The 13,613-nt window shown below is 68.3% G+C and carries 12 protein-coding genes; 5 read left to right on the forward strand and 7 right to left on the reverse strand.

Going from position 1 to position 13,613, the window contains the following annotated elements:
- Positions 1-67 precede the first annotated feature (67 nt).
- Positions 68-1,663 carry an MDR family MFS transporter gene (locus tag ACGF4C_RS13950; RefSeq protein ID WP_393566106.1) on the reverse strand — a complete coding sequence of 532 codons (1,596 nt, stop codon included), beginning with the start codon at positions 1,661-1,663 and terminating at the stop codon, positions 68-70.
- A 450-nt stretch (positions 1,664-2,113) separates the two neighbouring features.
- Here ACGF4C_RS13950 and ACGF4C_RS13955 point away from each other — a divergent pair, with 450 nt between their 5' ends.
- Positions 2,114-2,776, forward strand: coding sequence for a lysophospholipid acyltransferase family protein (locus ACGF4C_RS13955; protein WP_393566107.1), 663 nt, complete (start codon positions 2,114-2,116; stop codon positions 2,774-2,776).
- Positions 2,777-2,867: 91 nt separating this feature from the next.
- Here the strand turns inward: ACGF4C_RS13955 and ACGF4C_RS13960 are convergent, their stop codons facing one another.
- Complete coding sequence (locus ACGF4C_RS13960; protein ID WP_393566109.1) at positions 2,868-4,139, reverse strand: MFS transporter; 1,272 nt, start codon at positions 4,137-4,139, stop codon at positions 2,868-2,870.
- A gap of 66 nt (positions 4,140-4,205) precedes the next feature.
- On the opposite strand from ACGF4C_RS13960, the gene ACGF4C_RS13965 reads away from it, so the two are divergent.
- Positions 4,206-5,156 carry a DUF5937 family protein gene (locus ACGF4C_RS13965; RefSeq protein WP_393566111.1) on the forward strand — a complete coding sequence of 317 codons (951 nt, stop codon included), beginning with the start codon at positions 4,206-4,208 and terminating at the stop codon, positions 5,154-5,156.
- A 275-nt stretch (positions 5,157-5,431) separates the two neighbouring features.
- On the forward strand, positions 5,432-6,127 hold the full coding sequence (locus ACGF4C_RS13970) for an HAD family hydrolase (RefSeq protein ID WP_393566113.1): 696 nt from the start codon (positions 5,432-5,434) through the stop codon (positions 6,125-6,127).
- Between the two features lie 121 nt (positions 6,128-6,248).
- Here ACGF4C_RS13970 and ACGF4C_RS13975 read toward each other — a convergent pair whose 3' ends face one another.
- Both ACGF4C_RS13975 and ACGF4C_RS13980 read right to left on the reverse strand, forming a co-directional pair.
- Entirely contained in the window at positions 6,249-7,250 is a 1,002-nt protein-coding gene (locus ACGF4C_RS13975; RefSeq protein WP_393566115.1) for an aldo/keto reductase, read from the reverse strand.
- Between the two features lie 253 nt (positions 7,251-7,503).
- The gene (locus ACGF4C_RS13980) at positions 7,504-7,881 is read right to left on the reverse strand and encodes a hypothetical protein (RefSeq protein WP_393566116.1); all 378 of its coding nucleotides are present in this window, start codon (positions 7,879-7,881) and stop codon (positions 7,504-7,506) included.
- 265 nt (positions 7,882-8,146) lie between these two features.
- Between ACGF4C_RS13980 and ACGF4C_RS13985 the strand changes: the two genes are divergently transcribed.
- Complete coding sequence (locus ACGF4C_RS13985) at positions 8,147-9,757, forward strand: TIGR03086 family metal-binding protein (RefSeq protein WP_393566117.1); 1,611 nt, start codon at positions 8,147-8,149, stop codon at positions 9,755-9,757.
- Positions 9,758-10,072: 315 nt separating this feature from the next.
- On the opposite strand, the gene ACGF4C_RS13990 is transcribed toward ACGF4C_RS13985, so the two are convergent.
- Both ACGF4C_RS13990 and ACGF4C_RS13995 read right to left on the reverse strand, forming a co-directional pair.
- The gene (locus ACGF4C_RS13990; protein ID WP_393566118.1) at positions 10,073-10,522 is read right to left on the reverse strand and encodes a hypothetical protein; all 450 of its coding nucleotides are present in this window, start codon (positions 10,520-10,522) and stop codon (positions 10,073-10,075) included.
- A gap of 550 nt (positions 10,523-11,072) precedes the next feature.
- Positions 11,073-11,696, reverse strand: coding sequence for a hypothetical protein (locus ACGF4C_RS13995; protein WP_393566119.1), 624 nt, complete (start codon positions 11,694-11,696; stop codon positions 11,073-11,075).
- A gap of 358 nt (positions 11,697-12,054) precedes the next feature.
- Here ACGF4C_RS13995 and ACGF4C_RS14000 point away from each other — a divergent pair, with 358 nt between their 5' ends.
- A complete protein-coding gene (locus ACGF4C_RS14000) occupies positions 12,055-12,573 on the forward strand; it encodes a hypothetical protein (RefSeq protein ID WP_393566121.1) in 519 nt (172 codons plus the stop codon).
- A 79-nt stretch (positions 12,574-12,652) separates the two neighbouring features.
- Here ACGF4C_RS14000 and ACGF4C_RS14005 read toward each other — a convergent pair whose 3' ends face one another.
- Complete coding sequence (locus tag ACGF4C_RS14005; RefSeq protein WP_393566123.1) at positions 12,653-13,186, reverse strand: hypothetical protein; 534 nt, start codon at positions 13,184-13,186, stop codon at positions 12,653-12,655.
- Between the last annotated feature and the right edge of the window lie 427 nt (positions 13,187-13,613).

The raw sequence follows: 13,613 nt of genomic DNA on the forward strand, positions 1-13,613 counted from the left end.
GATGTTTGGGGATGTTCTGCACGGCGGACACCGTGCGGGGAAGCCACTCGTCGAGTCGAGTGGTGAGTCAGGAATTGCCGTGCGCGGCCGAGCCGGAATCGGCGCTCTCGTCTGCGGATGGCCTTTCCGGCTCGGCCGGCGCCTGCGCACCGGCGAGCTTGTCGTCCGTGAGGAAGAACGCGGCCATCAGTCCGACGAGGACGAGGGGAATGACCGCGTAGAAGATGCCGCGGAGCGAGTCCGCGTAGACCCCCGCGGCTTCGAACCGGAGGGGGGCGGCCAGCTTGCCGATGACCTCGGGCGAGAGTGAGCCGCGCTTGTCGATGGCGACACCGGACGTGCCGAGGCGGTGGAGTCCGGTGCTGAGCCGACTGGTCATGAGGGCGGCGAAGAAGGAGACCCCGAGCGTCGTTCCGAGCTGGCGCATGAGGGTCGCGGTGCCCTGGACGGCGCCGATGTCCTGTGTGCTCGCGGTGTTGCGGGCGGCGAGGCTGAGGGCCTGCGAGTTGAGGCCGCCGGCGATGCCGAACAGCAGCATGTAGACGACGGCGAGCAGGATGCTCGTCGAGGGCCCTGCCGTGGAGAACAGCACCGCGGCGACCGCGAAGACGACCATGCTGAGGACCGGGAACCAGCGGTACGAGCCGGTGCGCCCGATGACCTTGGTGCTGACGTAGGAGGTCAGTACGACGGCGAGCATCATCGCGGTGAGGACGAAGCCGGATTGCCGGACGTCGAGGGTGAGTACGGTCTGCAGCCACAGCACCAGGTAGTTGATGAGGCCGAGGCCGACGAATCCCGAGAGGAAGCCGAGGATGATGACGAGGGTGAAGGTCTTGTTGGCGAACAGCCGGAGCGGGATCACGGGGTCGGTGGCGCGGCGCTGCGAGTGGATGAAGAGCACCACGACGACGGCGCATCCGGCGGTGAGGCCGACGATGACCGGGGAGTTCCAGTCGTAGGTGATGCCGGCCTGGCCGGTGAGCAGGTTGAGACCGACGATCGCGAGGACGAGGAGGATGATTCCGACGTAGTCGATGTGGGCCTTCTGGCGGCGGGCGGGCAGGTCGAGCATCGAGGAGACGATCAGCAGGACGACCGTGCCGATGGGCAGGTTGATGAAGAACACCCAGCGCCAGTTGGCGAGTTCGGTGAGGATGCCGCCGAGGGTGGGGCCCGCGAGGGAGGCGGCGCCGAAGGTGAGGGAGAACCAGCCGTAGTAGCGGGCGCCTTCGCGCGGGGAGAACATCTCGCCGATGATCGCGAGCACGGAGATGAACAGGCCGCCGCTGCCGATGCCTTGGACCACCCGGCAGGTGATGAGCTGACCCATCGTCTGCGTGAGGCCGCAGAGGGCGGATCCGACGAGGAAGACGATGATGGAGGCCATGAAGACGCGTTTGCGGCCGAAGAGGTCGCCGAGCTTGCCGTACACGGGGGCGGCTGCGCTGCCGCCGATGAGGTAACCGGTGGTGACCCAGGCGAACTGGTCGAGCCCACCGACATCGCTGATCACACGGGGCAGCGCGGTGGCGACGATCTGGGAGTCCAGCAGGGAAAGGAAGACCGCCACCATCAAGGTGAGGACGACCGCGGTGGTCTTGGCCGGCGCGGCCGGTCCTGTGGAGGTGCCGACGGCAGGCTCGGATGAGCGGGAAAGCATGAGGGTCCTTGTAATCGAGAAGCGATGCCACGATGTGGAGCACCGCCCGCAGTGGGAGCACGCGTAACGAACTCGGTGAAGAACGCTGCTTGGTTCAGCAGCGGAGATGGGGTGGTCGGGTCCTGTGTCCGACTCCGGCCTTCCTCGGCCCTCTCAACCGTCGATCAGTCCTCAACGGACGTGTCGATCGCGGTCCTTCGCAAGTCGCTTAGCTTCTCGCCACTCCTCTGCGTCGATTACAGATGTCGAACACAGTAGCGGAGGGTCCGCGAACCGTGCAACCTTGATCGTGATGCCGATGCCGGCGTTTCAGGCAGCCAGGACGACCCGGAGGTTCTTGGTTCCGTCGAACCGCTGCGCAGTCAGGATGAGTACGGCGACTCACGCGACTGCGGCGCCCAGCGGCGACGATGAGGGTCTGCATCGTTCAGGAAAACCGGGGGACCACTCATGCTCAGCCGCATCGCCGACACTCTGGTGCCCGTTTTCGGTCGTCTGTCGGTGACGGCCGACCCCGGCGCCGAGTTCGTGCCCGGCACCTTGATCGTCGCCAATCACACGTCGTTGGCGGACCCCGCGGTCGTACTCGCCGCCCTGCACCGCCTGGGCGCCGAGCCGCTCATCATGGCGACGGCGGGTCTGTGGCGCATCCCGCTGCTGGGCCGCAGGCTGAGTCGTGAAGGGCACATTCCCGTCCATCGCGGCGACCGGCGCGCCGTTGACGCGTTGGAAACCGCGGCAGAGGCACTGGAACGGGGGCGGTTGGTCCTGATCTACGCGGAGGGTGGTCTGCCGCGGCGGCGGGATGCCGCCGAGGCGGCTCCGGCGGCGTTCCGCAGTGGTCTGGCCAGGCTGGTGGAGCGCACCGGCGCACCGGTGGTGCCCGTGGGACAGGCCGGTGCGCGCCGACTGGTTTCGGGCAGCGTCGCCAAGCAGCTCGCCGGCCTGGCCACCGCGCCGCTGCGGCGACCCTCGATGCATGTCCACGTAGGAGCGCCCGTGGAGCTGACCGGCGACCGCCTCGCGCGCACGGCCGTGGCGCGCACCGCTGTGACGGCCGCGTGGCGCACGGCGGCCTCCCGACTCGGGGAGCCCGCCGCCCTCGCCGCGTAGACCGTCGGTGGGATGGGACCGACGGTGAGGCGGCCGCATCCCACCGGCGCGTTCAACCCTCGCGTTCATCCCTGTGGTTCAACTGCCGTCTTCAGTCGTTGAGTTCATGCAGGTGACGTACGTACCGGAGGGGTGAGCAGAAGATGACGAGCCAGCTGGTGGCGATGAGGACGGCGCCGGTGCAGATCGCGGCGCGGGGACCGAGCCAGGCGCCGATCAGTCCGGCCAGCAGCGCGCCGACGGACAGGGCACCGGTGAGCAGGAACCGGTAGGTGGCGTTCATCCGGCCCAGCATCGCCGGCGGCGTCACGGCCTGGCGGGTGCTGACGGCGAGGACGTTGGCCAGGCCGGTCTGGACGATGGTGAGCATCCAGCCGGCCGCGGCCACCCACAGCAGTGGGCCTCGGGCCATGAACGGAGTGAGCAGGGCGAAGGGGCCCGTCAACACGCCGACGAGCCACAAGGCGCGGCCGTGCCCGAGCCGTCGGCCGGCAACGGGTGCGAAGAGTGCGCCAAGGAAGCCGCCGATCCCACCGGCCGACAGCACCAGCCCCAACACGCCTGCTGACAGACGTAGTTGCTGCGTACACAGCACCACGAACGACACCTGGCACAGTTGAATGCCGAGGTTGGTCACGGCACCTTTGACGGCGAGCGCGCGCAGCACCCGGTGGCCGATCACGAAGCGCAGCCCGGCGGCCGTCTCCCGCCACAGCCGGGGCCGGGCCGTACGGTGCGGACTCGGCTCGTTGGCCCGGATCCGCGCGATCGACCACGCCGACCACAGGAAGCCCAGCGCGTCGACGACGACGGCCGCCGCCGGCCCAAGCAGCTGCACGACCAGGCCGCCGATGCCACGTCCGGAGACGTCGGCAACCTGGTTCAGGCCGGTGAGGCTGGAGTTGGCGGCGACGAGCCGGTCCGCACCGACGAGGGAGGGCACGTACGACAGGTGGGCGATGTCGAAGAAGACCGTGGCCACCCCGATGAGGAATACGACCGCGTACAGCTGCGCAAGGGTGAGCACTCCGCAGGCCCAGGCCACGGGCAGGGAAGCGACCAGCGCGACCCTGCTCAGGTTGGCAGCGAGGAGGACGGTCCGCTTGGGCATGCGGTCGACCCACGTCCCTGCGGGCAGGCCGATGACCAGGAAGGCCATGGTGCCGAGCGCGGACAGCACGCCGATCTCAGCGGCTCCTGCGTTCAGCACGGTCTGCGCGAGGACGGGGATCGCCAAGAAGCTGACTTGCGCGCCGAGCCTGCCGGCCGCGTCGGCCGTGTAGAGAAGCCGGAAGTTGCGGTCGGCGAGGACACTGCGGTGCCGCCGGTCCGCGGCGGCGGGTGCGATGAGTGTGCGGGTCATGGCGCCCGAGGTTGGCGGTTCCCCGCGATGATCCGCCATGAGTTCAGAAATACCTAAACTCAGTGGGTGCTTGAATTGGAGTTCACCACCGAGGACCTCGCGCTGACCCGCTTGGCGCTCTCCCCGCTGTGGGAGGCGATCGCGAGCCTCCGGGTACTGACCCGCCCAGACCGTCACACACTGCACCACCCGTGGCTCGCGGCCGTACGACCTCGGCTTGCGCGGGCGCGGCTGGATCTGCGGCCGGTCACCGAACTCCTCACGCCGAAGGTCGCCGCGTTCGTCGCACCGGCTCCGATGACCTCCGCCCCGGACATCCAGCTCGAACTCGCGACGATCCGCGCGCAACCCGTGGAACGGATCCACGCCGATCTCGATGCTCTGGGACTGCCCCGATACCCGGATCCCGCCGCGGCGGTGGAGAAGGTGGCGACCACCATCGAGGCGTACTGGGAGCTGGCGGTGGCACCGTACTGGGCGCGCATCCGCGCGGTCCTCGAAGCCGACATACGCCACCGGGCGTATCTGCTGTCCACCGGCGGAGGCCGCCGGCTCTTCGCCGACCTGGATCCCAACCTCCGCTGGGAGGGCGGCAGGCTCGCAGTCAGGCTGCGCAACAACCGCTCCGGCACCGTCGAACTGAACGGGCGGGGCCTGGTCCTCGCCCCGTCCGCCTTCGCCTGGCCCCGGATCTCGCTGCTCACCACTCCTCCCTGGCAGCCGCTCCTGCGCTACCCGGCGCGCGGAACCGCAACCATCTGGGAATCACGCCCGGCAGCTCCCTCCACCGCGCTCACCCGCGTGATCGGCAGGCCCAAGGCGCGCCTGCTCACCCTGCTCCACGAGCCGGCGACCACCACCCAACTCGCCGCGCTCGCCGGGCTCACGGTCGGCGGGGCGTCCCAACACCTCACCGCGCTCCGGGACGCCGGCCTGGTCCGCCCCACCCGGATCGGCCGCAGCATCCTGTATGCCCGGACCGATACGGCGGAGACGCTCGTGGGGCGACGCAGCTGAACGCTGAGGAGGGGCGGCAGCTTCGCTCGACATAAGCCGTTGGGTGGGGTATTTCGGGCGCACGGTGGAGGCTCAGGTCCGTCGGCGACAGGTGTGCTGCTCGATAGCCACACGTAAATTCGCGATTCCTGCCCGCTTTCGGGCAGGAATTGTGGACGCCCCAAGGCTCCCGCCCTAAGGTGATCGCTCATGATCGTCCTGGATGCAATAGGGACTTTCTCCCTGAAGTTGGCCTCTTCATCCTCATCTCACCCGGCGGCGAAAAGGACATCCGTATGAGCTCGCTCCCCACCAACGCCGAGGCCGTGGTCTTCGACTGCGACGGCCTGCTGGTCAACACCGAACCCTGCTGGACCGTTGCGGAAACAGCGATCTTCGCGGCGCACGGCCATCCCTTTGGCCCCGAGCAGAAGGCCCTGGTCATCGGCCGCAGCGTGGAGGCCGCTGGCGAGGCCATGGCCCAATACCTGGGCCGTCCCGACGCCGGTGCCGAACTCGCTGCCGAACTGCTCACAAGAGTCCGCGAGGAGCTTTCCCGAGGCGCCGCAGCCCTTCCCGGTGCGGCGGAATTGGTGCGCGCCTGCCGGGCAGCCGTACCCATTGCCGTGGCCAGTAACAGCCCCCGTGAACTGCTGGATGTCGCACTGTGGTCGGCCGGCCTCACCGACTGCTTCGCCCACTCCTTCGCCGCCGACGAAGTACGCTCGCCCAAGCCCGCACCAGAGCTCTACCTCACGGCATGCGAGACGCTCGGTGTGGCCCCGAAGTATTCCGTGGCCTTCGAGGACTCGGCCACGGGCATCGCCTCGGCCCGGGCTGCCGGGCTCTACGTCGCTGTCGTACCGTCCCTCGCCGGAGCCGAACCGGACCATGACTGGCTGGGCGCCAGCCTGACCGACCCCGAACTCCAGGACTGGGCCCGGGGGCTGGCAGCTGGGGCTGGGAGTTGGAAGGTGGGAACCGAGGCATGACGCTGTCTGTTGCCCCCTCGACGGTGAGCGGGCCTTCGGACGGTGACGTGATACGTCGTCGTCGAGGTGGGCGCTGCCTAGGCCTTCTCCCAGACACTCTCTCTCGCGGAGAGCCAACTGCTCAGTGCCCCAGCCTCCGTAGGGCCGATTCCGGGTAGCGCTCGCCCGCCACGGCCTCTTCCGGTACGGCCTTGCGCAGCAGATCGACGTCGGCGTCGGTCAGGGCCACTGACACGGCAGCGGCGTTCTCCTCAAGGTAGCGCCGGCGCTTGGTGCCGGGGATGGGCACGATGTCCTCGCCCTGGGCGAGCAGCCAGGCCAGCGCGGCCTGGGCGGGCGAGCAGCCGATCCGCTCGGCGACATCCCGAACGGCCTGGACGAGTGCCAGGTTGCGCTCGATGTTCTCGTCGGCGAACCGAGGCCAGCGCCGGCGGTTGTCGTGCGGGACGAGGTCGCCGCGGGAGGAGAGATTACCGGTGAGCATGCCGCGTCCGAGGGGGGAGTAGGCCACGACGGCGATGCCCAATTCCCGGCAGGTGGCGAGCAATTCGCCCTCCACCACGCTGCGGGTGAAAAGGGAGTACTCCACCTGAACCGCGCTGACCGGGTGAACGGCGTGGGCCTTGCGGAGCGTCGCCGGGCTGACCTCGCTCAGTCCGATGTGGCGTACCAGACCGGCCTGCACCAGCTGGGACATGGCACCGACAGTCTCCTCGATGGGAGTGGCGGGGTCGCGGCGATGGGCGTAGTAGAGGTCGATGTGATCGACACCCAGGCGGCGCAGCGAGGCGCGGCAGGCGTGCGGAACGTAGTCGGCCGAGGTGTCCACGTCGCCGACCCGGCCCGTGGCCGCGTCGTGGCGGAGCCCGAACTTGGTCGCCACGACGACCCGGTCACGCTCCTGAGCATGTCTGCGCAGCCAGCGGCCGACCAACTCCTCGTTGCTGCCTTGCCCGTAGGCATCGGCGGTGTCCAGGAGGGTGATGCCGATGTCGAGGGCGCGGTCCAGGGTGCGTTGGGACTCCTCCTCGTCCGGGACCCCGTATGCGATGGACATGCCCATGCAGCCCAAGCCGATCGCGGACACCTCGGGGCCTTCATTTCCCAGCCTGCGGTATTTCAACGCACCTCACCTTCCTGGCAGTGGGCCGAGCGGCCCGCGCCTCTCCCATCGATTCGATTCTCAGGTCATTCCCTTGTTCCGGCCCTCCTGGAACATTGTCCCGTTGTCGGCCCGTGGCGATCTGACGGGCGATGAGTGGAGATGACGCGCGCCGTGAGGTGCCCCGCCAGCGGACGGACACGCCTCCGTCGCCGGTGAGGGGAGAGATTCAGCGGCACTGTCCGAATCTCAGGCCGATGGGAAGACGAATACGTCAGCTCGGGGTGCAAGCGCGAAAACGGCGAAGTAGCTCGCTCGCGGCAGAGCTCCCGGCGTCGAAAGTCTGGCTCTGCAGGGTGGCTGGCACGTCCGGGCCCCAGATACGCGCTCCGTGGCAGCGGAAGCAGAAGGCGATCTCGAACAGGGGATGGGTGGAGCTGTGGGCCCGGATTCCCCAGCCAGGAAGGAAGCAGCGGTACATCTCGCCGCCTGGCAGGTCGTGAATCAGGGACAGGGCCTGCTGGGCTTGTTCGCTGTCCCAGATCGCGACAGCGTCGCCGTCGAGGTCCTGCGACATGAGGTGCCTGGCAGGATCGGTGATGCGGACGACTTCGATGAACTCGGACTTCGCAACAGAGAGGGGCAGCAGCATGCTCCCCAGACTCTCTGATCACGACGCCGCTGGCCAAGTGCGCCGGCCCCACACTTCGATGACTCATGACTCATGACTCATGACTCATGACTCATGACTCATGACTCTTGAGTTACGTGGCAGGCGCAGGCGCAGGGACATGGGCAGGGGCAGGGGTATGTGGGGCACTTCACCCGAGTGCCTGGCCAACCCCGCATCATCCTCCCTTCGCGTAGGCGTCGGGCTGGTTGACTCTCCCACTGTGGGAGAGCCAAGGGTGGGGCGCATGCACGTCGGCGACGCAGGGTTGTGGAGCATCGGGGAGATTGCGCGGAGGACCGGGCTGTCGGTGAAGCTCATCCGGCACTGGTCCGACGTCAGTGTGGTGCCGCCTGCCGGGCGCACCGCCGCCGGCTACCGCGTCTACGACTCCGAGTCCCTGGCCCGTCTGGAGCTGGCACGGACCCTGCGGGACCTTGGACTGGGCTTGTCGCAGATCCGTGAGGTCCTCGACCGTGAGCACACCCTGGCTGAGGTGGCCGCGGCCCATGTCGACGCGCTGGAGGTGCAGATCCGCGCGCTGCGTACGCAGCAGGCGGTGCTGCGCTCCGTCACCCGCCGTTCCACCACTGCCGAAGGACTCGCCTTCATGTCCCGAACCGCCCGTTTGTCCGCCGCCGAACGCCGCACGCTCATCCATGACTTCCTGACCGAGACGCTCACGGGCCTGGATGCGCCGGCCTACCGCCGCGGTCTGCTGGCCGCAGCCCCGGACCTCCCCGAGAACCCCACCGACGAACAGGTCGACGCCTGGATCGAATTGAGCGAACTGGTGACGGCTCCAGCCCTACGTACCGGGATGCGGCGCATGGCCCGGTACGCCGCAGAGCATGCCCCCGGCGACCACGACGACAGCACGCTTCGAGAGGCCCAGCGGCTCACCGACGAGTGGACGCAACTGGTGAACACCGCGATACGGGACGGGATCGCTGCGGACTCACCCGCGGCCGACCAGGTGGTCGCTGCCATCGTCACCGCCTGGATCCCTACGCAGACTCATACGCACAACGTCGTGCACACCGACGGGGCACACGCCCGCCGCGTGCTGCTGGACCAGTTGGAGACCGCCAGCGACACGAAGGTCGAGCGGTACTGGCAGTTGATGTGCACCATCAACGGCTGGCCGGTACGACCCGACATGGCAGCGGCCGGTGACTGGCTGAAGACCGCGTTGCGCACCAATCCTGATCCCGGGTCCCGGGCCGATGAACTGGACATGTTGTACGACACGGGGGCCGACGCATGGCAGCCCGGGGGAGTGCTCGACGCCTGCGACAGGGCCCTGACCACTGTGGAAGGCCTCGTCCGCGCCGTCGACCGGGACCACTTCGACCTGCCGACGCCCTGCGCACAGTGGAATGTGCGCGCCCTGCTCAACCACCTCGTCTGGGAGAACCGGATGTGGGCCGGCCTGGCCAACGGCACACCCTGCTCCGATATGAGTGCCGACCACCTCGGCGATGACCATATCGAGGCATTCCATGCCGCCGCGCACGGTTCGCGGGCCGCTTTCCACCGCCCCGGGATGCTCGATCAGCGGTACGGGCCTGCTCCGGGCCGACGGATCGTCGAGCAACTGGCCATCGAGATGCTGGTGCACAGCTGGGATCTGGCCACGGCCATGGGGCACCCGCGCGACCTCGTCCCAGACCTCGCCGAGTCGGCCCTGCCGGTGGTACGGGAGATCTACGGCAGCCTGCCGCGGACGCCCGGTGGCTCCTTCGCGCCACCCCAGGAGGTGCCCCACGACGCGACCGCCCTCGACCGCATCGCCGGGTACCTCGGCCGCATCGTGGGCTCTCCCCGGGCCACCGAGCCAGGCAACCGCCGCTCATGAACCAAACGGTGGGGACATGAGCAGATCCGGCGAACCAAGTGAGCGCCGGAGACCTGCCATGCACCGGGAGTCTGGGCTGTGCCGGAACCGATCGACTATCGGACAGCGCGATGTCGTCGCAGGCCAGAGCTCGCTGGCGAGGGCTCGCAGGGGCGGGCTTGCTGGCCAGGGCTCGTTGTCGTTGTCGTTGTTTCAGCGAAGGTTGAGCATTCTCGTCGATGTTTGAGCGGTGTCAGGTGCGGCCGCTGATGCTGTGGTCGATGAGTATTCACGGCCGCGGGGTCAGCTGCGGGGGGGGGGGGGACTGCCGGCGGGTCACTTCCGGCGGGGCACGGTGAAGTAGTTCTCCGTGGAGGAATCCCACCTGTCTCCGAGGCTGAAGGTCAGGACGGTGCCGTACCGGGCCCGCGCAGCCGCCGTGCTCATCGGGGTTTGCGGGACGGTCGAGCAGCGCTGGTAGATCGCGGTCTCGACCGGGGGGCACGGCGCGGGTTCCTCGACCTTGTTCGGGAGAGGGAGGTCCGGCCGGTCCCAGTCGATCCGGAGCCCCGGTGCTGTGAGCGTCGGGGCGGGCAGCAGGCTGCCGTCCGGGTTCCGGCCGCGCTTATGGTGATAGTCGAGTGCGTAGGAAACCGTGCCGGCCGCGTGCGGCAGGTCCCGCCCCTTGCCGTCCTGTCGTCCCCAGGTCGCGATGCCGGCCGCGCGGATCCGGGGCAGCACGTCGGTGATGTCTCCGCGGACGCCGAAGTAGGCGACGGCCTCCATGCCACACGTGAGGACATAGGGAGACCGGTTGTTCTCGAAGACCGAGCGGTTGCCAGGCCTGGCACAGGAGTCGGTGAAACGTGTGAGTAGGTGCTCCAGGCCCTCAACAGCGCTAAGGCGCTCGATCAGGGCGCGTATTTTGTGCTCCTGCTCCGCCCTGCGGGACTCGGCCAAGGGGGACGTGGCTTGCTTCCGCAGCTTCTTCTCCGACGGCTTGCGAGAGCACGCTGCCGTCAGCCCCACCAGGGCGAACGCCAGCAACAGTCCGCCCGCTTGGGCCCACCGCCTGCGGACTCGGCGCCACCGGCCAGCTAGGGTCTCCTTCATTCCCCGCACCTCCGACCCCACCTTTCGAGGAGGCGGGGTCTGGCGCATGAGTACGCGTACTCAAATTCCGTGTCTGCCGTAGGTCGGGACAGAATTCGAGGGCGTCCGACCTGAGGCATGCCAAAGGCCTGGACATCTGGCCCGGGACTGGCATCTCTCTGCAGGGATGGATCGTGCGAGTCGGTTGTAGTCGGCCCTGGCTGATCAGCTTCGTTGAGTATTGCTATGCGGTTGCGGTTGCGGTTGTGCTTGCCATGTTGGTGGGGTGGTTGAGCCAGTACAGGGCGGTGTCCATGTCTCGTGCGGTCCAGTTGCGGATCGGTGGTGGGGCAGCGGCCAGGAGCTGGTCGATCGCATCGATGTAGCGGCTGTAGCGGCCGGGTGCGTGGCTGAGAGTGATGCCTAGGGTGTGCAGTGCGCTGTGGGCTCGCCGGTCGTACATGGCCATGCGGTCCGGTGCGGCCGCCGTGAGGACTGCGGAGGCGAGGGCGTCGCCGGTGTGGAAGCCCGGTAGCGAGCGGAGGGCTGCTCGGCCGGCTCGTGCTGCCGCACTGCGGCTGAGGGAGGTGTCCCGGGCGGCGGCTGTGGCCGCGGCTGTTACGTGGCGTACGTCGGCATCCGCGAGGGCCATGAGTTTGGCGGCCCATGGCGTGTCGGCCCTGAGCCGTTTCCATATCAGCAGTGCTCCGATGTCGGCTTTGCCGATGTCTCCGCTGGCACGTGCACGTTGCGTCACCTGTTGCAGAGTCTCGTCGTAGTGCGGGCTGACGGTGTCGGTGTAGGCCTGGCGGGCGGCGGCGAGCTGCTGCCATTGCTCGGTGGCCAAGGTGAACGGGCTGCCTGTCATGGATTGGCCCTCCGTCTTGTCGGGAGGCTCGTGGTGTGGGTAGTACTGGTCAGCGGCTGCCGGCTGCCTGGTGGGGTGTTGCCCTCACGGTGGATGCCGATGCACGGGCGTTCCACTGTCTCGAACTGACTCGAGACGGTACGCCTCCTGGAGTGGGCGTGAGCGCGGCTTCGCGGAACGCGGCCAATGGCGGGGGGAACCCGCTGGAACGAACCTGGCTGCTGTTGACCGGCGCGGGTTTCAGCGAGCGGAGCCGGTGTTCGTCCGCTCGTCCGTGGGGTTTGAGGCCGGTGGAGGTGTCTTGGGCATAGGGGTTACTGGTAGCTGTGGCGGGGGTGTCCGGTTCGGGAGGGGAGCAGTGGTGATGTCGGTGAGGCGAAGGTGGACGGCTGGTCTGGTCGCGGCGGTTGCCGTCACAGCCACTGCTGCGGGGGCCGCCGCGGTCCTGGACCGCGTAGGGGCGTCTGCTTCAGACGAGAAGCCCAATCTGGACGCCATCGCGGCCTATCCCCACGCGTGGTTGATGGAGGATCGTGACACCACCCGCACGCGCCTGGTCGCCGCCCGCCTCACTGGTAACTGCCTCAACGCACCGCGAAGCGGGACTTGGGCCGCGTTCGAGTTGCGCCGTGATGTGACGGTGACCGAGAAGTTCACCCTCGGCGAGGGGCGCAGCCCGGTCAAGCAGGCTCTGATGTGGGACCGGGCCGCCGCAGCCTGCTTCCACACCCACCCCTCGGTCATGACCGTTCTGATCGGTATTGAGACCAAGGGCGACTACACCACCGCCAAGAAACTGGGCGCCTACGCGGTCGTGACCAACTCTCCCAAGCACATGATGGAGGTGACGAACAAGCCGGCAGCGACAACCAGTTGACTGCCTCGTCCTCGCCCTTGCCCTCGTCCTCGCCCTCGACCTCGTCTTCGTCCTTGCTCTGTTGCGGTCTGGCGCCGGGTCATCGCGGAGGACCACTCCAGACAGCGCTTTCGTTGTGCAGGGTGGTCAGCCATGTGCGGTTGTCTGCGGCGCGGGCGAAGTCCACCCCCACCTCAAGGTGGCTGGCCGCGTTCAGGGGCAGGGCGAAGCGCTGGGTGATGACTTTCTTCATGCCGGGCAGCAGCAGCGTTCGTCCCAGTCCGCTGGAATGATCGTCACCCTCGAAGAGGGGGTCGGCCGTGCGTCCGTGGGCGTCCTTCGCCCCGATGCTGTAGAGCTCCTCCGTATCCAGGATGCCGGTGGATCCGTTGCGGATCGTGATCTGTACGGACACGATGTGCTTGTCCCGCATGTTGCTGTCCTGTCGCTGCCGTTCCTCCTCGCTGGGGGTGTACGGCGTGGAGGACGAAGCGGTGACCTGCAGCCCGTCCTCGAAGCACCGCGTGCTGTCATAACGGAGCTGGCCGTCACCGGCCGTCGGGGCGGCGCAGGAGACCTGTTGGAAAGCGTTGGTGGTGACCATCGCGCCGTTGAGGAACCACGCGGTAGCCATGGCACCGAGGACCGCGCCGGTCACAGCGGTGGCGGGGTTGCCGGTGTCAGCCCGCCGTCCCCGCTCTGCCCACTCTGCCCACTCTGCCCACTCTGCCCGCTGTGCCCGCTGTGGCCGCAGGGCACCGAGGATGCCCAGGGCACCCAGGACCGTTGCGGTCGCGGTCAGAGCCCCCGCCGCCCAGAACAGGGCCGGGAAGACCGACCCGGCGATGAGGCCGATGATGCCAAGAAGAGCGAGGACGAGAGCGGCGATACCAAGACCGTTGCGGGGCGGCCGTGCGCGGGGCGCGGGTGCCGACGCCGGCTCTGAGACAGCCGAGGGTCCGCGATCGGAGGGGCCGGAGTGGCCGGAGTGGCCGGAGAGACTGGAGTGGCCGGAGGGCTCGAAGACATCAGAGGCAGATCCCGGGGGCCTGTTCCCACCA

The organism is Streptomyces sp. NPDC048197, assembly GCF_043202395.1.
Lineage (GTDB): Bacteria > Actinomycetota > Actinomycetes > Streptomycetales > Streptomycetaceae > Streptomyces > Streptomyces siderophoricus.